This is a genomic window from Aeromonas sp. 603757, from assembly GCF_049171255.1.
In the GTDB taxonomy this organism is placed as follows: Bacteria; Pseudomonadota; Gammaproteobacteria; order Enterobacterales; family Aeromonadaceae; genus Aeromonas; species Aeromonas veronii_A.
Genome location: NZ_JAAKOE010000014.1, coordinates 1 through 23259, shown reverse-complemented (window position 1 = coordinate 23259; position 23259 = coordinate 1). Strand labels below are relative to the sequence as shown.

The following is a 23259-nucleotide window of genomic DNA, read 5'->3' as shown; positions in this document are numbered from 1 at the left end:
ACAGATAAAATCGTCGAGATGATATCGTTTTCCTTCAATTTCACCACCCAAACAAAATCATTATAAATCAATAGTTTAAAAACAACGAAAACTCAAACAAACAGCTGTTTATATTTTTTAAAATAATGTTGAGCAGTAGCGTTTTGTTTTGATTTTCACTTTTCAGATAAAAAACGTCATTTTTCGGTGCTTTTGGTCTCAGCGGGTCATTTGTCCCAGTTTTCCATTTCCTTGTACTTGATTTTTGTTGCAGAGCTTTTACAGTGGCCAAGCGGATTGTCTGCTGTTTGGCAACCAATCCAGCGCGTAATGCCAGGAAGGACAGGCCCGTCACCGGATTTGACTGGCCGCAAAAAAGAACAACAAGGACGAGGTTCCACCATGCTGTCGTATTTCCTACGCCGGATGCTTTTGATCATCCCGACGTTTCTCGGTATCACCCTGCTCGTCTTCACCATCACCCGTTTCGTGCCGGGCGGACCGGTCGAACGCATGCTGCTGCAAGCCCAGGTTTCCCAGAATGAATCCGGCCGCTCCAGTGGCAGCAAGGGGGCGCAGGCCCTCTCCGATGAACAGATCGAGGAGCTCAAGGCCTTCTATGGCCTCGACAAGCCCATGCTGGTCGCCTACTGGGAGTGGCTGCAGAAGCTGGCGGTGCTGGATCTGGGCGAATCGACCCGCTACTACGAACCGGTGTGGGATCTCATCAAGGAGCGGCTCCCCGTTACCGCCTTCTTCGGGCTGGCAACCTTTCTGCTGAGCTATGCGGTCTCCATTCCGCTCGGGGTGGCGAAGGCGCTCAGGCACAACAGCCGCTTCGACTCGTTGAGCTCCATGCTTATCTACATGGCCTATGCCTTGCCCGCCTACGTGGTGGGGATCTTCCTCATCACCGTCTTCGCCTTCCATCTGGAGTGGCTGCCGATGGGCGGTTTTCCGGGGGACGACTTTGAATACATGGAGAGCAGCTGGGATCAGATCCGCACTGTCTTTGCCCACGCCCTGCTGCCGCTTATCGCCTACGCCATCGGCGATTTCGCCATCCTCACCATGACCATGAAAAACAGCCTGATGGAGAACCTGTCGGCGGATTACGTGCGCACCGCCGTGGCCAAGGGGTTGCCGTTTCGCAAGGCAGTCACCGACCACGCCATGCGCAACAGCCTGATCCCCATCGCCAGCCACCTGGGGTCTGTGCTCACCGTTTTCTTTGGCGGCTCCTTCCTCATCGAGACCATCTTCAACATCGACGGCATCGGCCTGCTCGGTTACGAGGCTATCGTCGAGCGGGATTACCCCACCGTCATGGGCATTCTGGCCATCACCTCCATGCTGATGCTGATTGGCAATATCGTCTCCGATATCTGCGTTGCCCTGGTTGATCCGCGTGTGCGGTTTGGAGATTGACCATGAACCAGACCTCTATTGCCATGCCGATGCTGATATCACGCCATATCGTCTCCGATATCTGTGTTGCCCTTGTTGATCCCCGCGTGCGGTTTGGAGACTGACCATGAAGCTCAATCCGGTTACCTTGAAAAAACTCAAGCGCTTCAAATCGATCAAGCGCGGTTACTACTCCTTCATCATCTTCACCACCCTGGTGCTGCTCTCCCTGCTGGCGGAGCTGCTGGTCAACAGCCGGGCACTGATGGTGAGCTATCAGGGCCAGCTGCATTTCCCCACCTATGGCGATGTGATCCCCGGTCAGCAGTTCGGGCTCGATTACGAGTACGAAACCAACTACCGCCAGCTCAAGGCCAAGTTTGCCGCAGAGGGCCAGGGCGACTGGGTACTGCTGCCGCCGGTGCCCTGGAATCCCTACGAGCAGGATTTCAAGGAGGATGCCTACCCGCCCTACGCCCCCAGCGCGGCCGAGCGCCACTTCCTCGGCACCGATACCAGTGGCCGCGATGTGCTGGCGCGGCTGGTTTACGGCTTTCGCATCGCCATCGGCTTTGCCTTTATCGCACTGGCGGCCAGTTACGCCATCGGGGTCACCATCGGCTGTCTGATGGGCTTTCTCGGCGGTCGCTTTGATCTCATCCTGCAACGCTTTATCGAGATCTGGTCCCAGGTGCCATTTCTCTACGTCATCATGATCCTGGTGTCGCTGGCCAAGCCCAACTTCGGCCTGTTTGTCGCCATCAACGTGCTGTTCGGCTGGATGGGGATCACCTGGTATATGCGCACCCTCACCTACAAGGAGCGGGCGCGAGACTATGTGATGGCGGCGCGAGCGCAAGGGGCGACCACCGGGCGGATCATCTTCAACCACATCCTGCCCAACACCCTGATGATGATCGTTACCCTGGCGCCATTCGCCGTGGTGGGCAATATCTCCACCCTGACGGCCCTCGACTATCTGGGCTTCGGGCTGGCACCGCCGACCCCGAGCTGGGGGGAGCTGCTCTCCCAGGGCATCAACAATCTGGATGCCATCTGGATCGTCAGCTCGGTGGTGGCCGCGGTGAGTCTGGTGCTGATCATGGTCTCCTTTATCGGTGAGGCGATCCGCGAGGCGTTCGATCCGCGCAAATTTACCCGTTACCAATAAGCCAGCCGATGCCAGCGCATCGGCAGGCGTCGGGTAACGAAAAGTGATTAATGAAGGACGGGCCGCCGCCATCGGCGGTCCCGGGAGCAAGGGATAATCCCGTTATCAATCAAGACCCCCAGTGTAGGGGCCAGACCTGGAAGTCAAACATGAAAAATAAAATCAAATGGATAGGTGCTCTCTTTGTGCTGGTAAACGGATCCTGGGTCTGGGCGGCCAGCCTGCCCGCGGATCTCAAATGGGAGACCAACGACACGGATCCTGTGTTCGCCTCCCCCAAGGCGCTGTCGGGCGGCAGCCTCAATATGTTTGTGGAGAGCTTTCCGCTGACGTTCCGCACTGTGGGGCCTGACTCCAACGGATCGTTCCGCTCCTTTATTCTCGATAACCAGTTGCGACTCATCAGCTTCCACCCCAATACCGGCAACCCCATCCCCTCACTCGCGACCCACTGGGCCATCGCGCCAGACAGCCAGACCGTCTACTTCAAGCTGGATCCGCGAGCCAAATGGTCGGATGGCAAGCCGGTCAATGCTGACGACTACACCTTCGGCTACGAGATGATGCGCTCCAAACACATCAAGGGGCCCTGGTTCAACAACTACTACACCACTGAAGTGGTAGCGGTAGAGAAGATCGATGATCACACCATTATGGTCAAAGCGGGCAGCCGCAAGGCCAAGCTGGATCTGCTCAACACCACCGAGCTGTGGCCCCAGCCCAAGCACTACTACAAGCTGACCCCCAACTGGGTGAAGCAGTACAACTGGGCCGTGGTGCCCACCACAGGTCCCTACGTGATCAGCGACGTCAAGAAGGGCAAGTCGGTCACCTTCAGCAAGCAGAAGGATTGGTGGGCAAAGGATGATCGCTATAACCAGCACAGATTCAACATCGACACCATCAAGGTGCAGGTGATCCGCGACCACAACATCGCCTTCCGCCACTTCCTGAAAGGGGAGATCGATACCTTCGAGATGATCCTGCCCAACTGGTGGCATGAAAAAGCGGTCACCCCGGAGTACAAGAAGGGGTACGTGCAGAAGGTGATGGCCATGACCGACACCAAACAGGGCGGTCAGGGAGTTCACCTCAATGTGGCCAACCCCAAACTGGCAGACGTAAACGTGCGCCTCGGCATCCAGCACGCCTTCAACATCGACAAGATGATAGAGACCGTGCTGCGCGGCGACTATGACAGAGCCACCACCTTCGGCTCGGGTTTTGGCGAGTTCACCGACATGACGCTGCCGGAGCGGGCTTATGACATCGGCAAGGCGCGGGAGTACTTTGCCAAGGGCGGCTACAACAAGCCGGGGCCGGACGGCATCCTGCAAAATGAGAAGGGGGAGCGGCTGACGCTGGCACTCACCTACACCAGTCAGGAGCACTCCAAGCGCCTGACCGTGTTGAAAGAGGAGGCCAAGAAAGCGGGTCTCGATCTGGAGCTTAACCTAGTGGATGGCGCCACCGGCTTCAAGGTGATGCTGGAGAAGAAACACGAGGCGGCCTGGCTTGGCTGGGGCGGCGGCGGTCTCTATCCACAATATTGGGAGTCGTTCCACTCCGCCAACGCCAACAAACCGCAGACCAACAACCTGTTCAACGTGGCTGACAAGGAGCTGGACGCACTGATCGACGCCTACAACGTCGAATTCGACATGGCCAAACGGGCCAAGCTCTCCCAGCAGATCCAGCAGCGCATCTATGACCTCGCCATCTTCGTGCCCGGGGTGCAGCTCAACTATGTGCGGGCCAGCAGCTGGCGTTATGTGATGCTGCCGGAAGTGCCTGCCACCAAGAACACGCCGGATCTGCTCTACTGGCCGATGGACGGTTATCCTCACAGTAGCGGCGGTTTGCTCTGGCTCGATCCCAAGGTGAAGGAAGAGACCCGCAACGCCAAGGAGGCAGGGGAGGCGCTGGCGCCCATCAACCTGCTCGACAAGACCTATGCACGTCATTGATATTCAGGCCATTGCGAAGGGAGCAGCCGTTATGCCCAACACTCAGGCCCCCATTCTTGACGTACCGGATAACGGGGGGGAGTTCGCCGTTGATCACGGCCAGCACCAGGCCCCAATCCTCGAAGTTCGCGATCTTGAGGTGGAGTTCGCCGTCGATGACGGCAAGATCAAGGTGCTCGACGGGGTCAGCTTCAAGGTGGCCCCGGGCCAGACGCTGGGGATCGTCGGCGAGTCCGGCTGTGGCAAGAGCGTTACCTCGCTCGCCATCATGGGGCTATTGCCCAAGCCCCATGGTCAGGTGGTAGCCGGTTCCATCCGCTTTCAGGGGGAGGAGCTGCTGTCGCTTGCGCCGGATCAGATGTACAAGGTGCGCGGCAACCGCATCTCGATGATCTTTCAGGAGCCGATGACGGCCCTCAACCCGGTGCAGACGGTGGGGGAGCAGCTGATGGAGGTGTTTCGCCTCCATCGCCCCGAGTATGACAAGGCCCAGCGTAAAGCCGCGGCCATCGCCATGCTGCAGAAGGTGGGGATCCCGGAACCGGCCCAGCGCTTTGCGGTTTATCCCCACAACCTCTCCGGCGGTATGCGCCAACGGGTGATGATCGCCATGGCCCTCTCCTGCGAGCCAGACCTGCTTATCTGCGACGAGCCGACCACGGCGCTGGATGTCACCATTCAGGCCCAGATCCTCGAACTGATGAAAGAGCTGCAGGCCCAGACCGGGATGGCCATCATCTTTATCACCCATGATCTGGGGGTAGTGGCGGAGCTGTGCGACGAGGTGGTGGTGATGTACGCCGGGCGGGCGGTAGAGCAGGCCGACGTGTTCGAGCTGTTTGACCACCCCCGTCACCCCTATACCCACGGCTTGATGAGCTCAATCCCGCGCCTCGAGGATGAGCCCAAGAGCCTGCTCAAGACCATCAAGGGACAGGTACCGGCCCTGCACGAAATGCCCGCTGGCTGCCGCTTCTCCAACCGCTGCCCCCATGCGACCGATCTCTGCATCAGCGCCATTCCGGCGGTGGAGCAACTCAATCCGCGCCACCATGTCGCCTGTCACTACTGGAAGGAGTTGACCGTATGAGCACTCTGTTATCGGTCAGGGACCTGAAACAGCACTTCCGGCTGGGAGGCGGGTTCCTGCGCAAGCAATATACGGTTCACGCGGTGGATGGCATCAGCTTCGACCTGAAACAGGGGGAGACGCTGGGGCTGGTGGGTGAGTCGGGCTGCGGCAAGTCCACCCTCGGACGCAGCCTGCTCAAACTGTTCGAGCCGACCGCGGGCACCATCACCTTCGAGGGGCGCGACATCACCGCCCTCAGCCCGAAGGAGATGCGCTCCCTGCGTCAGGAGATGCAGATGGTATTTCAGGATCCTGCAGAATCCCTCAACAGCCGCCACACCGTGGGCCAAATTTTGGAGGAGCCCTTTATCATCCACGGTAAAGGCAACACTGAACAGCGCCGCTGCTGGGTGCAGGAGTTGCTGGCAAAAGTGGGCCTGCCGGGCAGTGCGGTGGATCGCTACCCCCACGAGTTTTCCGGCGGTCAGCGCCAGCGGATCGGCATCGCTCGCGCCATCGCCCTCAAGCCCAAGCTGCTGGTGTGCGACGAGGCGGTCTCGGCCCTCGATGTCTCGGTGCAGTCGCAGATTGTCAACCTGCTGCTCAGCCTGCAGCGGGAGATGAATCTCTCCATCATCTTCATCGCCCACGATCTGTCGGTGGTCAAACACATCTCGGATCGCATCGCGGTGATGTATCTGGGACGGATCGTCGAACTGGCGGATGCCCAGTCGCTCTATCTGGCGCCACGTCACCCCTATACCCAGGCACTGATCTCCGCCATTCCGGTACCGGACCCGCGCAGGCGCAGCCAGCGCATTTTGCTGACCGGCGATGTGCCCTCCCCCATCTCGCCGCCAAGCGGCTGCCACTTCCACCAGCGCTGCCCCCATGCGACCGAGCTGTGCAAAAGCAAGGCGCCAAGGCTTGAGGCGTGTGATGAGTCCCATCATCAGGTGGCCTGTCACACCCCGCTCGCCGTCGGTAGTCACGCCATCAGCGGCAACGCTATAAGCGGCGACAGCAGGCTGGAGCAGGCGAGCTAGGCGCAGCGAACAAACCCCAGGGTAGAAACAGACGAGGCGGCCATCAGGCCGCCTCGTGCTATCGGGTCACGCTTGTCTTATCGGGTCACGGCTGCCGCTTGTCAGGCAATCTGGTAACGGCCCGGCTTGTGGTTGAGTGTCAACACCAGATTACAGATAACCGCCGCCACGATGGAGAGCGCCAGGATCCAGGGCTGCACCACGAAAAACGAGGCAACAACAATGACGCAATCGAGCCCCATCTGCAGCTTGCCCGCCCGGATGCCAAAGCGATCCTGAATAAAGAGCGCCAGAATGTTGAAGCCCCCCAGACTCGACTTGTGACGGAACATGATGAGCAGCCCCATGCCAATCAAGGTACCGCCGATCAGCGCCGCATAGAGAGGCTCTATCTTGCCGATCTGCAACACCCCGTTGAGGTGATCTGTCATGTAGGAGACCGCCGCCACCGAGACAAAGGTGTTGAAGGTAAAACGTGGCCCCATCCGCAGCCATGCCAATGCATAGAAGGGCAGGTTGATGCCGAAAAACAGCAGGCCGAAGCTGATACCGGTCACCTTTTGCAGCAGCAGCGCCAGCCCGGCAGTACCGCCAGTGAGCAGGCCAACCTGATGAAACAGAAAGATGCCGAGGGAAACAAAGCCGGCCGCCGTCAGCAGGGCCAGCACATCCTCATAAATAGGATGGGCAGTGCGAATCGAGGTGTTGTCCATAACCTGTATCCAAGCGAAGTAAAGAGAGAGTGTCTGTCGCCTGCCGTTGCGGGCAGGCTGCGAGCCCTGTCCACAGGGCTTCGTTATGGGGTCCAGTCTATTTTTTGTGAAAAGGATCACAACAGTCAGGCTGAACGCCCCATTCTGGTGCCTGTCATCTGGCATTGACACCCGCTGCACCAAGATGCAGCATGCCGCGGTTTAAGCGCGCTATCACTCCATTCACAGCACGAGGCACTTTTCATGAAGGTCACCATTTTTGGCACAGGCTATGTCGGGCTGGTGCAGGCCGCCGTTCTGGCCGAGGTGGGCCATCAGGTCTGCTGCGTGGATGTGGATGACGAGCGGATCGCCGCCCTCAGGCAGGGGCAGATCCCCTTCTATGAGCCGGGGCTGGCCCCGCTGGTCGAGAGCCATCTGGCCAGCGGCCGCTTGAGCTTCACGGTCGATCCCGCCATTGGCGTGGCACACGCCGACCTGCTGCTGATCGCCGTGGGTACCCCGGCTGACGAGGATGGCTCGGCCGATCTGCAACATGTGCTGGCGGTGGCCGACACCATAGGCCGACTGATGAGCAGCCCCAAGCTGGTGGTGACCAAGAGCACTGTGCCGGTCGGCACGGCGCAGCAAGTAAGAGAACATATTGAGCTACAGTTGGCCGAACGTGGGCTAACCCTCACCTGCGAGGTGGCGGCCAACCCCGAGTTTCTCAAGGAGGGAGCGGCGATCAACGACTGCATGCGGCCAGATCGCATCATCATCGGCTGTGACAGCGAGCGGGCGCTTGAGCAGTTGCGCACCCTCTACGCCCCCTTCAACCGCAATCACGACCGGATCGTGGTGATGGATCTGCGCAGCGCCGAGCTCACCAAATACGCCGCCAACGCCATGCTGGCCACCAAGATCTCCTTTATGAACGAGATGGCAGCCCTCGCCGAGCAGCTGGGGGCCGATATCGAGGCGGTGCGCCAGGGGATGGGGGCCGATCCCCGCATCGGTTACCACTTTATCTACCCGGGCTGCGGCTACGGCGGCTCCTGCTTCCCCAAAGATATCAAGTCGTTGCGTCATACCGCGGCGAGTGTCGGCTGCGACGCCCCGCTGCTGACGGCGGTCGAGCAGGTCAACCTGCGCCAGCAACAGAAGATGGCGCAAACCCTGCTGACCCGCTTCGGCCCGGATCTGCGTGGCCACACCTTTGCCCTGTGGGGACTGGCGTTCAAACCCGGCACCGACGATATGCGCGATGCGCCGAGCCGCCCGCTTCTGGCCGCTATCTGGGCTGCCGGTGGCCGGGTGCAGGCCTTTGATCCCAAGGCGATGGAGCGTGCCCGCCAGATCTACGGCCAGCGGCCGGATCTGCTGCTCTGCCCGACTCAGGAAGCGGCACTGGAAGGGGCCGATGCCCTGCTGATCTGCACCGAGTGGCAGGCGTTTCGTGCCCCCGATTTCCAGCAGCTGAAAGCGCTGCTCAACCAGCCCGTCATCATCGATGGCCGCAACCTCTATGATCCGCGCCAGCTCAGCGAGCTCGGGTTTGACTATCACGCCATCGGGCGGCCACATCTTCCCGCCAAAAAGCAGCCTGCCAACACCAGTTGTAACCCGGAGACCCAACCATGACGTATCTGGTCACCGGCGTCGCCGGTTTTATCGGTTTTCATGTAGCCAGCCAGCTGTGCGCCGCAGGTCATCGGGTGGTGGGGATCGACAACCTCAACAACTACTACGAGGTGAGTCTGAAAGAGGCGCGGCTGGCCCAGCTGGCCAGTTTCCCCCATTTTCACTTCGAGCGGCTGGATCTGGCGGATCGCGAAGCGATGGCGGCTCTCTTTGCCAGCAACCGTTTCGAACGGGTGATCCATCTGGGGGCGCAGGCGGGGGTGCGTTACTCTATCGACAATCCGTTCGCCTATGCCGACAGCAACCTCACCGGCATGCTGACGGTGCTGGAGGGGTGTCGTCACCACGGGATTCAGCACCTCATCTACGCCTCCTCCAGCTCGGTCTATGGCATGGGGGATCAGATGCCCTACTCCACTGCGCAGCAGGTGGATCATCCGGTCTCCCTCTACGCTGCGACCAAAAAGAGCGGCGAGCTGATGGCCCACGCCTACTCGGCGCTCTATGGCCTGCCCACCACAGGGTTGCGCTTCTTTACCGTCTACGGCCCCTGGGGCCGTCCCGACATGGCCATCATCAAGTTCACTCGCGCCATCCTCGCGGGAGAGCCTATCGACGTCTATAACCACGGCGATCTCAGCCGCGACTTCACCTACATAGATGACATCGTCACGGGGATCCTCGCCGTGGCCGACCAGCCGCCCCGCCCCAATTCCGATTGGCACGCCAGCGAGCAGAGCGCGGCCGAGAGCGCAGCCCCCTACCGCATCCTCAATATCGGCAACGGCCAGCCGGTGCGGCTGCTCGATTTTATCGAGGCGCTGGAAGAGGCCATCGGCAAGCCCGCCATCAAGCGGATGCTGCCGATGCAGGCAGGTGACATGCACGCCACCTGGGCCGACAGCGAGCCGCTGCACACCCTCACCGGCCTGCGCCCCGCCACGCCTCTCAAGCAAGGTGTTGCCGAGTTTGTCCGCTGGTATCTCGACTACTACCGGCCCGCCCGTTGATGAGAGCGGGCTGCCCCTCGGTCATTGATGAGTTAATCAGATACCACAGATGCCCCGCGGGTTTTAGGATGGCTGAACGCACTGTCTGCGCACCATAGCGAGGATTTGAGATGCAATCACAGGAACAGGGTCTGATCGATGGACTGTTCGACCGCCTCAAGCAAGCGCAAGCCAGGGATAGCAAGCGAGACCCACAAGCGGATCAGCTGATCCGCCAGCATCTGGCCCAGCAGCCCGATGCCCCCTACTACATGGCCCAGGCGCTGCTAATTCAGCAGGCTGCCCTTACTCGCCTCAACGAGCGGGTCAAGGAGCTGGAAGCCAGCCAGAGCGCCCCAAGTGGTGGCAGTTTTCTCTCCGGCCTGTTTGGTAGCGAAAGCAGCCCTCCTCCGCGCTTTACGCCGCCACCGGCATCCGCGCCAGCCCAGTCAGCATCCCGTACCAGCTCCTTTTTGGGCGGCGCCCTGCAAACCGCCGCCGGTGTGGCCGGTGGCGTGATGCTGGCCGATATGATCGGCGGACTGTTTCACAGCAACCGGCCCGAGGAGATCATCGACATCATAGAGCCAGCGCCCATTGCCAATCCGGTCGATGCAGAACCGGTACGCTGGGACGGCTGGGATTCACCTCCCGATGATGGCAGCAGTTTTCTCGACGACGATAGCCAGAGTGGCGGCTGGACCGACAGTGACGATAACAACGGCGGTTTCTTCTGACCGTCAAACCATTACTGGCCCCGCATCTGGCGGGGCCCAACTCGATACGAACCCCATGACTATGGAAAGTGTGATGACACCACGGATCGGCAGCGGCATGACGCGATATACTCAGCGCGCTTCGTGCCACCCGGGAACAACTCCCGACCCCAGGCGCTCTGTCCGTGGCCACGCAACCCCCCCATGACGACAAGGAGCCACCCATGATCCGAACCCTGCTTTTGACCGGTGCCGCCATTGCGGCCTATGCCCTGACCCAGAGTCACTCTCTGCTTCCCCTGCTCAGCCTGCTGGCCCTGCTTTCGCTCTGGGTTGTCAGCGAAATTGGCAGCTTCTATCGCACGCTTCCTCCCGCCGTGCTGGATGAGCAGGAGTATCACCACGACTTCTAACCGGATGAAAAATGGTGTGAAACGGTCGAGATACCGTTAGTTCCATACCGTTTTGCTCTCTGAAACCAACCGGCTATAACAACAGGATCCACTGGGTTCATGGCGATAGCAGCCATGTTCCTCTATATCTTCTGTACTCAAACAGGAGATAACCCATGAGGCACATCAGCGAAAACGGACTGTTTTTGCTGCTTTTTTTGTCGTTGTTACTGGCAGGTACGCCGCGGGCGATGGCACAAGGCAGGGATTTCAGACAGGCCCCCAAGGCGCTAACGGCGATCAAGCAGGGTCAAGTGGCCCAGCAACACGGCAATCTGCAAAAAGCCATCGCCCTCTACTGTGTCGCCGCCAGCACCGGCAATCCCGAAGGTTATTTCCGGATCGGCCGCCTGCTCGCCACCGGCCCAGCCTCGGTGCGCAGCGCCAGGCTGGCCAACAGTTATCTCGCCATGGCTATGCGCCTGGGTAACCAACAGGCCGCCCGTTACTACAACGCCCGCATCGGCAATGCCCCTATGGGGGAGCGGTGTGGCATCGGGATCCGTGGCGGTCAGGGGGGCTATCTGGCGCAGCTCCCCTCCACCCCCTTCAATGTCGACTCCTGGGTTGCGCGCCAGCCCCCCGCCAAGCAAAAACTGGTCACCATGCTGCGCCACGCCGCCAAACACCATCAGGTGGATGCCCGGCTGGTGCTGGCGATTGCCATCGCCGAATCCAACCTCAACAGCCGCGCCGTTTCCCCCAAGAATGCCCAAGGGCTGATGCAGCTGATCCCCGAAACTCAGCAACGGTTCGGGGTGACCCGTCCATTCGATCCGGCCCAGAACATCAAGGGCGGCGTCACCTATCTCAAGTGGCTGGATCGCCGCTTCGATGGCGACTGGGTGCTGATCTCGGCGGCCTACAATGCCGGGGAAAAAGCGGTGGAACGCTATGGCGGGATCCCACCCTATGACGAAACACAGGAGTATGTAAAACGGGTGCTCTACTTCGCTGGCCACAAGCAGCCCTGAGGCCATTCATCAGCATGTCCGTTACTGACAAAACACGCACCAACATTGCGCAACCGTTTTCCTTTCGGTAGGATCCGGCGCTTTCTCGCCAGCCCTACAGGTATCCCATGAATATCATCAAACGCTGTTCGCGCCTGCTCACCCTCTTTGCCCTCCTCTCCTCCAGCGTGATGGCGGCCACCCCGGCCCCCATCCTGATCCAGGGGGCGATGGACGTCGAAGTCGAAACTCTCGTTGCCGCACTGAAAGACAAGACGGAGCTGACTGTGGGGGCCTGGACATACTGGCAGGGTACTATCTCGGACTATCCGGTGGTCATCTCCCGCACCGAGGTGGGTCTGGCCAATGCCGCTGCCGCCACCACGTTGGCGATTGAGCGTTTCAAGCCGCGTCTCATCATCAATCAGGGTACGGCAGGAGGCCATGATCCGGCACTGCACCGGGGCGATATCGTTATCGGCACCAAGAGCTTCAACATGGGAGCCTATCGCAGTGACCTGATGCCCGCCGAGCAAGGCGTCGATCCGAGCAAATGGCACAACTTCGAGGTCACCATGCGTCTGCGCGATAACGGCAAGCTGGTGGAGCACAGCTCGTTCGCTGGCGATCCCGAGCTGATTGGCCGCGCCCTCGGTATGGCCGATCGCTATCGCCACGGCCGAGTAGTAGGCGGCATCATTGGCACCGCCGATGAGTGGAACCGACAGGTAGCGCGCATCAACTGGCTGCATCAGACCTACCAGACCGCCGCGGAAGAGATGGAAACCTCCTCCGCCGCCCTAGTGGCTGAGGCCTACAAGGTACCCTTTGTCGGCATCCGGGTACTCTCCAATACCGATCTCCACGGTGAAGAGTTTGACCCGCAGACTGCCATCCACTGCCAGCAATTTGTCATTGATTACGCAAACGCGCTGATCAACAGTTTCCACAAGGCATAAGGCCCTATAAGAGGCCGTCATGACAGGCGGCCTATCTTCCCCCCCCCATCTTTGCCCCCCCTTGCCCATTGGTTTACAATCGGAACGTTTTTTGGAACCGGGTTGACCTGTGTCGACCTGGCCCCACCACGACATCAGTCTGTTAATGCCAAGACATTAACCTGCTGAAAAGGAAGAGAATTAGCCAATGGCTCAATTTATTTACACCATGAACCGGGTCGGCAAGGTAGTGCCGCCCAAGCGTCATATTCTCAAGAACATCTCCTTGAGCTTCTTCCCGGGCGCCAAGATCGGCGTGCTGGGTCTGAACGGCGCCGGTAAATCGACCCTGCTGCGCATCATGGCGGGCATCGACACCGAGATCGAAGGGGAAGCCCGCCCGCAACCCGGCATCAAGATTGGCTACCTGCCGCAGGAGCCGAAGCTGGATCCGGAGCAGACAGTACGCGAAGCGGTCGAAGAGGCCGTTGGCGAAGTGAAGCGCGCCATGGCCCGGCTGGACGAGGTCTATGCGGCCTATGCCGACCCGGATGCCGACTTTGACAAGCTGGCCCGCGAACAGGGCGAGCTGGAAGCCATCATCCAGGCTCAGGGCGGCCACAACATGGAAAACCAGCTGGAGCGTGCGGCCGATGCCCTGCGCCTGCCGGCATGGGATGCCAAGATCAAGCACCTCTCCGGTGGTGAGCGCCGCCGTGTGGCACTGTGCCGTCTGCTGCTGGAAAAGCCGGACATGCTGCTGCTGGACGAACCGACCAACCACCTGGATGCGGAGTCCGTGGCCTGGCTGGAGCGCTTCCTGCACGACTACGAAGGCACTGTAGTGGCCATCACCCACGACCGTTACTTCCTCGACAACGTGGCGGGCTGGATCCTGGAGCTGGACCGCGGCGAGGGTATCCCGTGGGAAGGCAACTACTCCTCCTGGCTGGAGCAGAAGGACGCCCGTCTGGCGCAGGAAGCAAGTTCCGAAGCAGCCCGTCGCAAGTCCATCGAGAAAGAGCTGGAGTGGGTTCGTCAAAACCCGAAAGGGCGTCAGGCCAAGTCCAAGGCCCGTATGGCTCGCTTCGAAGAGCTCAACACCAACGACTACCAGAAGCGCAACGAGACCAACGAGCTGTTCATTCCGCCCGGACCGCGCCTCGGCGACAAGGTGGTGGAAGTAGCCAACCTGCGCAAATCTTACGGTGATCGGGTGCTGATCGACGATCTGTCGTTTGCCATTCCAAAGGGTGCCATCGTCGGCATCATCGGTCCGAACGGTGCCGGTAAGTCGACCCTGTTCCGCATGATGTCGGGTCAGGAGCAGCCGGACTCCGGTTCCATCATCCTGGGTGAAACCGTGGTACTGGCCTCTGTCGATCAGTTCCGCGACAGCATGGATGACAAGAAGACGGTCTTCGAAGAGGTCGCTGACGGTCAGGATATCCTGCGCATCGGCAACTACGAGTTCCCGAGCCGCGCCTATATCGGCCGCTTCAACTTCAAGGGTTCCGACCAGCAGAAGCGGGTTGGCGAACTCTCCGGTGGTGAGCGCGGTCGTCTGCACCTAGCCAAGCTGCTGCAGACCGGCGGCAACGTGCTGCTGCTGGATGAACCGACCAACGATCTGGATATCGAAACCCTGCGCGCCCTCGAGAACGCCCTGCTGGAGTTCCCGGGTTGTGCCATGGTCATCTCCCACGACCGCTGGTTCCTCGACCGTATCGCCACTCACATCCTGGACTATCAGGATGAGGGCAAGATCGAGTTCTTCGAAGGTAACTTTACCGAATACGAAGAGTGGAAGAAGAAGACCTATGGTGCCGAGGCGATCCAGCCCCATCGCGCCAAGTACAAGCGCATCGCCAAATAGGGCTGACTGCGTGTTGAGGGGAGCTTCGGCTCCCCTTTCTGTTGTCTTTTGGCTTACAATCCTAGACGGATGCCTTTGCATGGATGTAGCACGATGACGACCCCCATAGAGAAAAAACTCACCATCCAGATCCGGGTTGAACCGGGTTGTCTCGGGCCGGATGGCAAGACACATATAGAGACCTTCTGTGCCGCTGCTGCCAAGATTTTTGCCGCCGTGGAGCCCGAGCTGGTGAGCTGGGTGCTGATCCCCCGCTACGACAAGCAACTGCCGGAGCAGGAGTTCTTTATCGAGGGGCGCAAGCTCAGCGAAGAGCAGGCAAGCCTCTTTCTGCGCCGCTTCGGCCGCGAGTTGGGTGAGGTACAAGACCGGCTCGACTCGGTGCTGGCCCAGCTGGTCGAGCGCTACTTCAAAACCCTGTAAGCCCCCAATTTTCGATAAAAGGTTCTCTGCTGAGAACCTTTTATCATGCTCAAAAAGCAAACGTTTGAATTTTTACTCTATTCATTGATCTGCTTCGCAGATCCGGGGTTTGTAAACGGCGCCGCCTGTGTAAAAATGTGCGCGCTGTCACGGTATCAGGACGAGTCTGGTTACTTAACCGCCAGAAACAGGGCAATTTACCCCGCATGGATGGGATAGCCCGTTCCCCTGCTGCTTATTTCACGTCACCTATTGGAATCCAACATGAATCAACAACACCAAGCTGCCAATCAGGCCGCCGGGCAAGGATTGCTTGAGCGCCTGTTTGCCCTGCAAGGCCATGGCACTACCGCCCGCACCGAAGTGATCGCCGGTATCACCACCTTCCTGACCATGGTCTACATCGTGTTCGTCAACCCGCAGATCCTCTCTGCGGCGGGCATGGACACCCAGGCCGTGTTCGTCACCACCTGCCTCATCGCCGGTATCGGCAGCATCCTGATGGGCCTGTTGGCCAACCTGCCCATCGCGCTGGCCCCCGCCATGGGCCTTAACGCCTTCTTCGCCTTCGTGGTCGTCGCCGGCATGGGTTACTCCTGGCAAGTGGGCATGGGCACCATCTTCTGGGGTGCCATGGGTCTGTTGATCCTCACCCTGCTGCGGGTGCGCTACTGGCTGATCGGCAACATTCCGCTCACCCTGCGGGTCGGCATCACCGCCGGTATCGGTCTGCTGATCGCCCTGCTCGGCCTGCACAACGCCGGGATCGTGGTGGCCAGCCCCGCGACTATGGTGACCGTGGGCAATCTCACCTCCCTGCCCTGCCTGCTGGGTCTGCTCGGTTTCTTCCTGATCTGCATCTTCTCCGCCCGCGGCGTCCACTCCGCCGTGCTGATCGCCATTGTGGTCACTACAGGTCTGGGCTGGCTGTTTGGCGATGTCACCTTCAAGGGCTTTGTCTCCATGCCCCCCAGCATCGAACCGGTGTTCGGCCAGCTGGATCTGATGGGATCGCTCGATATCAGCCTCGCCGGGATCATCTTCTCCTTTATGCTGGTCAACCTGTTCGACTCTTCCGGCACCCTGATCGGCGTCACCAACCGCGCCAAGCTGGCCGATGACAAGGGCCACTTCCCGCGCATGAAACAGGCGCTGATGGTGGATAGCGTGAGCTCCGTCGGCGGCGCCTTCATGGGCACCTCCTCGGTTACCGCCTTTATCGAGAGCAGCTCCGGCGTCGCCGTCGGCGGCCGCACCGGTCTGACCGCCATCGTGGTCGGCCTGCTGTTCCTGCTGGCGATCTTCTTCTCTCCGGTCGCCGCCATGGTGCCGGCCTACGCCGCCGCTGGCGCCCTCATTTATGTGGGCGTGCTGATGTGCTCCGAGCTGATCCGGGTGAAGTGGGAAGATCTGACCGAAGCGGTACCAGCCTTCATGACCGCGGTGATGATGCCGTTCAGCTTCTCCATCACCGAGGGGATCGCCGTGGGCTTCATCTCCTACTGCGTGATGAAGGCAGGTACCGGCCGCTGGCGCGAGATCAACCCCTGCGTGCTGGTGGTTGCCCTGCTGTTCGTGCTCAAGTTCGTCTGGGTAGACGGCCACTGATAATGACCAGCGCAATCCGATGGGCTCCCGACAGGGAGCCCATTTTTATTTGCCGGATCATGCTTCTCGCCCCTGCGCTGTGACGCGGGGGCCTGACAGTGCTAGATTGGCAGCCACCATTTTGAACCGGCAGTTTCGTTAACCCCGTGTCGTTAACCACCTGTCGTGAACCACAAGGACGGCAACCGTGGCCCAGCATTTTGCTTCTCCCTCAGCATCAATCTCCGCATCAATCTCCCCATCACTCACCGCTTTCCCGCCCTTGCTGCAAGAACAGGCCGAGCGCCAGTGGCAGCGGCTGGTCGAGCTGGCCCCCGACTATGGCTCGCTGCCCGAGCCCGTTCGCCAGCCCCTGCTGACCCTGCTCGGCCTCTCCGATTTTGTCGCCGACTCCCTCTTCAAACAGCCGGAGTTGCTGACCGAACTGCTCGCCTCCGGGGATCTGGAGCGCTCCGAGCGCTGGCCCGCCTACCAGAGCGATCTGACCGCCCTGCTCGCCGAGGTGAGTGATGAAGAGGCGCTCAAGCGCATCCTGCGCCAGTTCCGCCGCAGCCGCATGCTGGTGATCGCCTGGCGCGAGCTGCTGGGCCACGCTGAAGTAGAAGAGAGCTTTATCCACCTCACCAAGCTGGCAGATACGCTGATCTGCTCTGCCCGCGACTGGCTCTACGCCAAACAGTGCGGCGAGCTGGGCACCCCGATGGATGGCAATGGCAACCCGCAACCGCTGCTGATCCTCGGTATGGGTAAGCTGGGGGGCGGCGAGCTGAACTTCTCCTCGGACATCGACCTTATCTTCACCTTCCCCGAGAACGGCTACACGGTTGGCGGGCGACGCGAGCTCGCCAACCAGCAGTTCTTTATCAAGCTGGGCCAGCGCATCATCAACGCCCTCCACCAGCCCACCCAGGATGGTCAGGTGTTCCGGGTCGATATGCGCTTACGCCCCTTTGGCGATGCGGGGCCGCTCGCCATCTCCTTCGCCGCCATGGAGGATTACTACCAGCACCACGGCCGCAACTGGGAGCGCTACGCCATGGTCAAGGCGCGGGTACTGGGGCCCCAGTGCGAGCACGCGGTGGAGCTGGCCGAGATGCTTCGCCCCTTCGTGTTTCGCCGCTATATCGACTTTGGCGTTATCGACGGCCTGCGCCAGATGAAGGCGATGATCGCCGCCGAGGTGCGCCGCAAGGGGCTGGAGGGCAACATCAAGCTGGGGGCTGGCGGCATCCGTGAAGTGGAGTTTATCGCCCAGGCGCTGCAACTGATCCGAGGCGGGCGCGAGCCGGCGCTGCGGGTGCGTCACCTGCCCGAAGCGCTGGCCGCCATCGCCCAATGTGGCGCCCTCGAATCCGCCCATTGCGACCGCTTGCTGACGGCCTATCGCTTCCTGCGCCGGGTCGAAAACATCCTGCAGGAGATCGGCGATCAGCAGACCCAGACCCTGCCCACCGAGGAGCGGGATCGCCAACGGCTGATCGCAGCTCTGGGTTTTGCCGACTGGGACGCCTTTATGGCTCATCTGGACGAGGAGATGGCCGCCGTCCATCAGGAGTTCGCCGCCGTGGTGGGGGAAGAGAAGGAGGCCCCCGCCCATCTGGAGCAGCTCTGGCTCGATCTCTGGCGCACCGAGCTTGACGCCGCCGAGCTGGAGCAACTGCTGACCGCGCAGGGGGTGGCCGAGCCCGCCCCGCTCTGCTCCGCTCTGCTGCGTTTCAAGGAGGAGTACAAGCGCCGTCAGGTGGGGCCGCAGGGGCGCATCGCGCTGGACTGGCTGATGCCGGAGCTGCTGCGGCTGGTGGTCGCCAGCGAGCAACCCGCCCGCCTGTTCGAACGGGTGTGCGAGTTGCTGACCCGTATCTTCACCCGCAGCGCCTATCTGCAGCTGCTGGCGGAAAACCCGGGCGCCCTGCGCCAGCTGGTGCGGCTGTGTGACGCCAGCCATCTGGTGAGCGAGCAGCTGGCCCGCTACCCCATCCTGCTGGACGAGCTGCTCGATCCCCAGCACCTCTATCACCCCACCCCGCTCGATCAGTACAAGCCCCAGCTGCGCCAGTTCCTGCTGCGCATCCCCGAAGAGGACGTGGAGCAGCAGATGGAGGCGCTGCGCCAGTTCAAGCAGGTGCAACTGCTGCGTATCGTGGCGGCCGACATCGCCGGCGCCCTGCCGCTGATGAAGGTGAGCGACCACCTCACCTGGCTGGCGGAGGCGATCACCGAAGAGGTGGTCAATCAGGCTTGGTCCCAGATGAGCGAGCGCTACGGGGTGCCACCCGAGGTGGCGGTGAGCGGCCAGCGCGGCTTTGCGGTGGTGGCCTACGGCAAGCTGGGTGGCATCGAGCTCGGCTACGGCTCGGATCTCGATCTGGTGTTCCTGCACGGCGGCGATCCCAACAGCTACACAGATGGCCGCAAGCCCATCGATAGCCGCCAGTTCTACCTGCGCCTTGCCCAGCGGATCCTGCACCTGTTCAGCACCCGCACCCCCTCCGGCATTCTCTACGAGATCGATATGCGGCTGCGCCCCTCCGGCGACTCCGGCCTGCTGGTCTCGTCGCTGTCGGCCTACGAGCTGTATCAGCAAAGCGAGGCCTGGACCTGGGAACATCAGGCGCTGGTGCGGGCCCGTCCCATCTATGGCGATGAGGCGGTGATCGCCGAGTTTGCCCGCATCCGCCGCGCCGTGCTGGCCAAGGAGCGCGACCTGCCGACCCTGGCCCGCGAGGTGCGCGAGATGCGCCACAAGATGCGGGATCACCTGCTGAAAGCGGGGGCTGGCGAGTTCGACCTCAAGCAGTCCCCCGGCGGCATGGTGGATATCGAGTTTATCGCCCAGTATCTGGTGCTGGCCCACGCCTGCGGCGAGCCCGATGCCCTCACACGCTGGTCCGATAACGTACGCATCTTCGACGAGTGCGTCCTGGCAGGGGTGCTGACCCTGGAGCAGGCAGAGGGGCTGAAACAGGCCTATCTGGAGATCCGCAACCTCGGCCATCGCCTCAACCTCTCGGAGATCTCCCGCAAGGTGAGCGACGATCAGCTGCAGAGTGAGCGCAGCCATGTCCTCGGCGTCTGGCAAACCCTGCTGGGGGAGTAATTCCCGCCTGCGGCAATGAAAAAGGGCCCGCCTGAAGCAATTCAGGCGGGCCCTTCCCTATAGAGTTGCCAGGCCAATGCCTAGTCCGATACGACACTCACAGAACGGTCTCCACAATAAGAAAGAGCCCGCACGGGGCGGGCTCTGCATGGGGATAAAACGAAAGGCTGGGGCTATTTGAACAATCCCTTGAGCAGCTGGTCAGCCACACCTTTGACGGCTTCATTGTCGGCCTTGTCCCCCAGCAGCTTCTTGAGGCCGCGTTCGGCCTCCTTGCGCGCCTTATCCTCCAGCAGCTTGTTGTTGCTAAGCAGCGCCTTCACATCGAGCTGGTAGCTGGGGGCTTGCCAGTGACCGCCGATCCGCACCGGAATGGTGATCTCCTTCAGCTCATCCACATCCTTGCCCCCCTGCCCCTTGCTGCTCTCGACAATGGAGGTGAGGAACAGGAAGTCGAGGCTCTCCGGCACCAGCGCCGTCTGCCCCTCGCCCTTGACCCGCAAGGCGGGGGCAAAGAGCTGGATGTCGTTGCTACGGGCGATGCCGTCGGCAATCTGGAAGCTGGCGGTGAGGGCGCTGAAGTCGGTCTTGCGCGCCTCCTTCACCTGCTCGGCCCCCTTGCCGGTGAGGGTGGCCCGCGCCTCGCGGATCATTTCCGCTAGGTTGATGCCGTGCAGGGCTCCGTCGCTCAGTTTCAATGTGACCTTGCCCCGCATCCCGTTGCGCAGTGCCAATGCAGAGAGACCACGCCCCTGCACCTGCACATCGAGATCGCCCTTGCCCTCCAGCAGATCACTCTGGGCCAGAGTCTGCAGCAAGGGACGAATGTTCACTCCGACCACCTGCTTGTGCACCTTGTAGGTCGTGGGTTGCTGGCGCGCGTCGAGTACCCCGTTCGCGTTTACCTGACCGCCAGCAACGGTCGCGCTGAACTGTTTGAGCGTCAGCAGTCCCTTGGCCAGAGCCACCTGCAGATCGACTGCGCCGAGAGCCAGCCCTTTCAGGCGCAGGCTGCCGAGTTGCAGCCGACCATCCAGATCCACCCCCTTGAGCGCGCCCAGATCCGGTTCAACCGCGGAGAGGGCTTCGCGCTTGCCGGTTGCCGCTTTATTGTCACTTGCAGCGGTATTTGAAGCACCGGCCGCCGATTTGCCCTCTTTCGCTTGTGTTGGAGTGGCCGGTGTCGAATTGGCGAGCCATTTGTCGAGATCCAGCTTCTCCCCCTTGAGATCGAAGCCGATTGCGGTAACAGCGCCAAGCTGCACGGTTCCATCACCACTCAGCAGCGCCTCATCAGCACTCATCACCAGCTTGCTCAGGGTAATCAACTCCTTGTCGAGCTCGGCACGGGCAAACCCGGCCAGTTTCAGCTTCATCTGCGGGCGCGGCAGCGCATCACCTTCCAGCGCAGCCGTCAGCAGCACATCGGAGAGCTCGGCAAGCTTCATCTCTTTATCGAGCCGTCCCTTGAGCGTTCCTTCCAGCGAACCAGCCAGTGAAGCTTGCTGCCCCTCACCCTTGGCTCCTTTCAGCGCCAACGTGAGGTTGCTCCACTCACCAAGGGCCAGTCGGTCTCCCTTGATGGAGAAACTGTCGAGTCGCAGAGACGGGTCACTCAGGCTGCCGCTGAGGCTCAGATCTTTCAGTTCACTGGCCATCACCTCCTGCGCCAGCTTGATCTGGGTCTGCCCTTTAACGTCGAAAGCGAGCTTGTCGGCACTTCCCTTGGCGGCCAGCGTCACGGGTACCCACTGACCGGTGGCCAGCTGCCCCATATCGAGATCGAGGCGATCCAGTCGCAGCGACGTGCCGCTGCGATCATCCTGTACCAGCGCACTGGCCTGGGAGAGCGCGACCCCCTGCAAGCTGATCTGCCAGGGCTTGCTATCAGCGGTTGGCGCAGGGGTTGCGGGGACGACCGGTTCGCTTGCATCAGCAGCGGCATCTTTGATCAGTCCGCTCAGATTGGAGCTGCCATCCGCCTTGGTCTGGATAAAGAGATGGGCGCCACTCAGGGTCACCTTGCCGATCTCCAGACGATGGGAGAGCAGCGGCAACAGGGCCACCGAGGCCTCGCCCTGCTCGAAACGAACCAGATCCGGCTCGGCAAAACCGGCCGGATTGCGCAGAGCGACCTTCTCCAGCGAGAGGCCGAGACTCGGCCAGAAACGCCAGTCAATCTCCCCCGCCATCACCAGCTCCCGGCCTGTGCTCTTGCGCACCTGTTCAGCCAGTTGGGGCTTGAATTGATTGGGGTCGATAAGGCTTATCAGCGTCACTATGGCCAGCAAGGCCGCTACGGCGATGCCGAGCAAGATGAGAACTATCTTCTTCACGATATGCTCCTTGAATCCGGATCCACTGCTGACTATACCACTCACCGTCTGACGAATGGCGTCTGCGGGACAAAAGCGGACAAGGATGAGACAGGGATGGTCGCTGCCAATCCCCATCGTCATCAGCAGGGATCAGGCTTGCGATCAGGCTTACAAAGAGGATTGCTGCAGCCGCGCCATCGCGGTGCGCGTCGACTCGAAAGCAAAGCGGGGCAAGAGGATATCGCTAATCTTCAGCCACTGACAGGCGGCCACATCGTCAGCCGGCTGGATGACCGGTTTTTCACTCAGCTTGATGGCGAAAAAGGTGTCACAGGTGTGATAGGTGATGCCATCGTAGGGATAGATATTGGGGAATGAGCCAAGATAGGTAAAAGGTTGGGCGCTGACATTGAGCCCCAGCTCCTCCTGCAATTCCCGCACCAGCGCCCCCTCCAGCGACTCGCCGGGATCGACAAATCCGCCCGGCAGATCCAGCAACCCCTTGCCAGGATTACGGGCACGCACCGCAACCAGCACCTCGTCCTGCCAGCAAAGCGCCACCATCACCGCAGTCGCCACATTTTGGAAAAAATGAAAACCGCAGCCACAGCGAAACTCTTTAGGGCTGACGCTCTGCAGGGTTTGACCGCCGCATTTTGGACAAAACATGGGCTATCTCCGACGAAATAAAGCACCATTTTACGCTGTTGTGACCGTTTTTTATGAGTAAAACCGACGGGGAAGACTAGGCATTCAAAGGGAGAGGAATAAAACGGGACAATTATCAGGCGATTTGCTAATTTTCAGGCAATAAAAAACCCCGCTCGATGAGCGGGGTTTCTTGTATTGGGTGCCTGGCAGTGTCCTACTCTCGCATGGCGAATGCCACACTACCATCGGCGCTACCGCGT

18 protein-coding genes are annotated in these 23259 nt (G+C 60.7%); 15 read left to right on the top strand and 3 right to left on the bottom strand.

The features are described 5' to 3' along the window. Positions 1 to 381: 381 nt before the first annotated feature. The 5 genes from G5332_RS13920 (at position 382) to G5332_RS13900 (ending at position 6642) form a co-directional block, all read left to right on the top strand. On the top strand, positions 382 to 1407 hold the full coding sequence (locus tag G5332_RS13920) for an ABC transporter permease subunit (RefSeq protein ID WP_031227629.1): 1026 nt from the start codon (positions 382 to 384) through the stop codon (positions 1405 to 1407). Positions 1408 to 1513: 106 nt separating this feature from the next. Then, a complete protein-coding gene (locus tag G5332_RS13915) occupies positions 1514 to 2557 on the top strand; it encodes an ABC transporter permease (protein WP_013724081.1) in 1044 nt (347 codons plus the stop codon). 149 nt (positions 2558 to 2706) lie between these two features. After that, on the top strand, positions 2707 to 4524 hold the full coding sequence (locus tag G5332_RS13910) for an extracellular solute-binding protein (protein WP_421173209.1): 1818 nt from the start codon (positions 2707 to 2709) through the stop codon (positions 4522 to 4524). Between the two features lie 31 nt (positions 4525 to 4555). After that, on the top strand, positions 4556 to 5614 hold the full coding sequence (locus tag G5332_RS13905; RefSeq protein ID WP_258720811.1) for an ABC transporter ATP-binding protein: 1059 nt from the start codon (positions 4556 to 4558) through the stop codon (positions 5612 to 5614). Next, entirely contained in the window at positions 5611 to 6642 is a 1032-nt protein-coding gene (locus G5332_RS13900) for an ABC transporter ATP-binding protein (RefSeq protein WP_421250017.1), read from the top strand. Before G5332_RS13905 ends, G5332_RS13900 begins: the two co-directional genes overlap by 4 nt. 101 nt (positions 6643 to 6743) lie before the next feature. Here the strand turns inward: G5332_RS13900 and G5332_RS13895 are convergent, their stop codons facing one another. After that, a complete protein-coding gene (locus G5332_RS13895; protein WP_005358385.1) occupies positions 6744 to 7355 on the bottom strand; it encodes a YitT family protein in 612 nt (203 codons plus the stop codon). Positions 7356 to 7598: 243 nt separating this feature from the next. On the opposite strand from G5332_RS13895, the gene G5332_RS13890 reads away from it, so the two are divergent. The 10 genes from G5332_RS13890 (at position 7599) to glnE (ending at position 20030) form a co-directional block, all read left to right on the top strand. Further along, positions 7599 to 8978 carry a UDP-glucose dehydrogenase family protein gene (locus tag G5332_RS13890; RefSeq protein ID WP_236296048.1) on the top strand — a complete coding sequence of 460 codons (1380 nt, stop codon included), beginning with the start codon at positions 7599 to 7601 and terminating at the stop codon, positions 8976 to 8978. Then, on the top strand, positions 8975 to 9988 hold the full coding sequence (locus G5332_RS13885; RefSeq protein WP_421311300.1) for an NAD-dependent epimerase: 1014 nt from the start codon (positions 8975 to 8977) through the stop codon (positions 9986 to 9988). Before G5332_RS13890 ends, G5332_RS13885 begins: the two co-directional genes overlap by 4 nt. Positions 9989 to 10098: 110 nt before the next feature. Further along, positions 10099 to 10704 carry a DUF2076 domain-containing protein gene (locus G5332_RS13880; RefSeq protein ID WP_236296052.1) on the top strand — a complete coding sequence of 202 codons (606 nt, stop codon included), beginning with the start codon at positions 10099 to 10101 and terminating at the stop codon, positions 10702 to 10704. Between the two features lie 203 nt (positions 10705 to 10907). After that, entirely contained in the window at positions 10908 to 11096 is a 189-nt protein-coding gene (locus G5332_RS13875) for a hypothetical protein (protein WP_042054915.1), read from the top strand. Positions 11097 to 11251: 155 nt separating this feature from the next. Further along, complete coding sequence (locus tag G5332_RS13870) at positions 11252 to 12109, top strand: lytic transglycosylase domain-containing protein (RefSeq protein WP_421250020.1); 858 nt, start codon at positions 11252 to 11254, stop codon at positions 12107 to 12109. 107 nt (positions 12110 to 12216) lie between these two features. Further along, positions 12217 to 13047, top strand: a complete 831-nt coding sequence (locus tag G5332_RS13865; protein WP_216951989.1) for a 5'-methylthioadenosine nucleosidase — start codon at positions 12217 to 12219, stop codon at positions 13045 to 13047. A gap of 187 nt (positions 13048 to 13234) precedes the next feature. Beyond that, entirely contained in the window at positions 13235 to 14902 is a 1668-nt protein-coding gene (gene ettA, locus G5332_RS13860; protein ID WP_421250021.1) for an energy-dependent translational throttle protein EttA, read from the top strand. A 93-nt stretch (positions 14903 to 14995) separates the two neighbouring features. After that, positions 14996 to 15325 (top strand): hypothetical protein, encoded by a 330-nt coding sequence (locus tag G5332_RS13855; protein WP_421173203.1) that lies wholly within the window; start codon positions 14996 to 14998, stop codon positions 15323 to 15325. 264 nt (positions 15326 to 15589) lie between these two features. Further along, entirely contained in the window at positions 15590 to 16933 is a 1344-nt protein-coding gene (locus G5332_RS13850) for an NCS2 family permease (RefSeq protein WP_421173202.1), read from the top strand. 187 nt (positions 16934 to 17120) lie between these two features. Beyond that, the gene (glnE, locus tag G5332_RS13845) at positions 17121 to 20030 is read left to right on the top strand and encodes a bifunctional [glutamate--ammonia ligase]-adenylyl-L-tyrosine phosphorylase/[glutamate--ammonia-ligase] adenylyltransferase (protein WP_421173201.1); all 2910 of its coding nucleotides are present in this window, start codon (positions 17121 to 17123) and stop codon (positions 20028 to 20030) included. A gap of 173 nt (positions 20031 to 20203) precedes the next feature. Here the strand turns inward: glnE and G5332_RS13840 are convergent, their stop codons facing one another. Together G5332_RS13840 and G5332_RS13835 are read right to left on the bottom strand one after the other, a co-directional pair. Next, positions 20204 to 22366: an AsmA family protein gene (locus G5332_RS13840; RefSeq protein ID WP_421311299.1), complete on the bottom strand. Its 2163-nt coding sequence runs from the start codon at positions 22364 to 22366 to the stop codon at positions 20204 to 20206. Positions 22367 to 22516: 150 nt separating this feature from the next. Beyond that, on the bottom strand, positions 22517 to 23017 hold the full coding sequence (locus G5332_RS13835; RefSeq protein WP_421311298.1) for an NUDIX domain-containing protein: 501 nt from the start codon (positions 23015 to 23017) through the stop codon (positions 22517 to 22519). Between the last annotated feature and the right edge of the window lie 242 nt (positions 23018 to 23259).

Coding starts and splice junctions, on each gene's coding strand:
- G5332_RS13870 (WP_421250020.1), top strand. CDS start 11,252: ATGAGGCACATCAGCGAAAACGGACTGTTTTTGCTGCTTTTTTTGTCG.
- G5332_RS13905 (WP_258720811.1), top strand. CDS start 4,556: ATGCCCAACACTCAGGCCCCCATTCTTGACGTACCGGATAACGGGGGG.
- G5332_RS13855 (WP_421173203.1), top strand. CDS start 14,996: ATGACGACCCCCATAGAGAAAAAACTCACCATCCAGATCCGGGTTGAA.
- G5332_RS13865 (WP_216951989.1), top strand. CDS start 12,217: ATGAATATCATCAAACGCTGTTCGCGCCTGCTCACCCTCTTTGCCCTC.
- G5332_RS13910 (WP_421173209.1), top strand. CDS start 2,707: ATGAAAAATAAAATCAAATGGATAGGTGCTCTCTTTGTGCTGGTAAAC.
- G5332_RS13890 (WP_236296048.1), top strand. CDS start 7,599: ATGAAGGTCACCATTTTTGGCACAGGCTATGTCGGGCTGGTGCAGGCC.
- ettA (WP_421250021.1), top strand. CDS start 13,235: ATGGCTCAATTTATTTACACCATGAACCGGGTCGGCAAGGTAGTGCCG.
- G5332_RS13895 (WP_005358385.1), bottom strand. CDS start 7,355: ATGGACAACACCTCGATTCGCACTGCCCATCCTATTTATGAGGATGTG.
- G5332_RS13875 (WP_042054915.1), top strand. CDS start 10,908: ATGATCCGAACCCTGCTTTTGACCGGTGCCGCCATTGCGGCCTATGCC.
- G5332_RS13920 (WP_031227629.1), top strand. CDS start 382: ATGCTGTCGTATTTCCTACGCCGGATGCTTTTGATCATCCCGACGTTT.
- G5332_RS13885 (WP_421311300.1), top strand. CDS start 8,975: ATGACGTATCTGGTCACCGGCGTCGCCGGTTTTATCGGTTTTCATGTA.
- G5332_RS13900 (WP_421250017.1), top strand. CDS start 5,611: ATGAGCACTCTGTTATCGGTCAGGGACCTGAAACAGCACTTCCGGCTG.
- G5332_RS13915 (WP_013724081.1), top strand. CDS start 1,514: ATGAAGCTCAATCCGGTTACCTTGAAAAAACTCAAGCGCTTCAAATCG.
- G5332_RS13835 (WP_421311298.1), bottom strand. CDS start 23,017: ATGTTTTGTCCAAAATGCGGCGGTCAAACCCTGCAGAGCGTCAGCCCT.
- G5332_RS13850 (WP_421173202.1), top strand. CDS start 15,590: ATGAATCAACAACACCAAGCTGCCAATCAGGCCGCCGGGCAAGGATTG.
- G5332_RS13880 (WP_236296052.1), top strand. CDS start 10,099: ATGCAATCACAGGAACAGGGTCTGATCGATGGACTGTTCGACCGCCTC.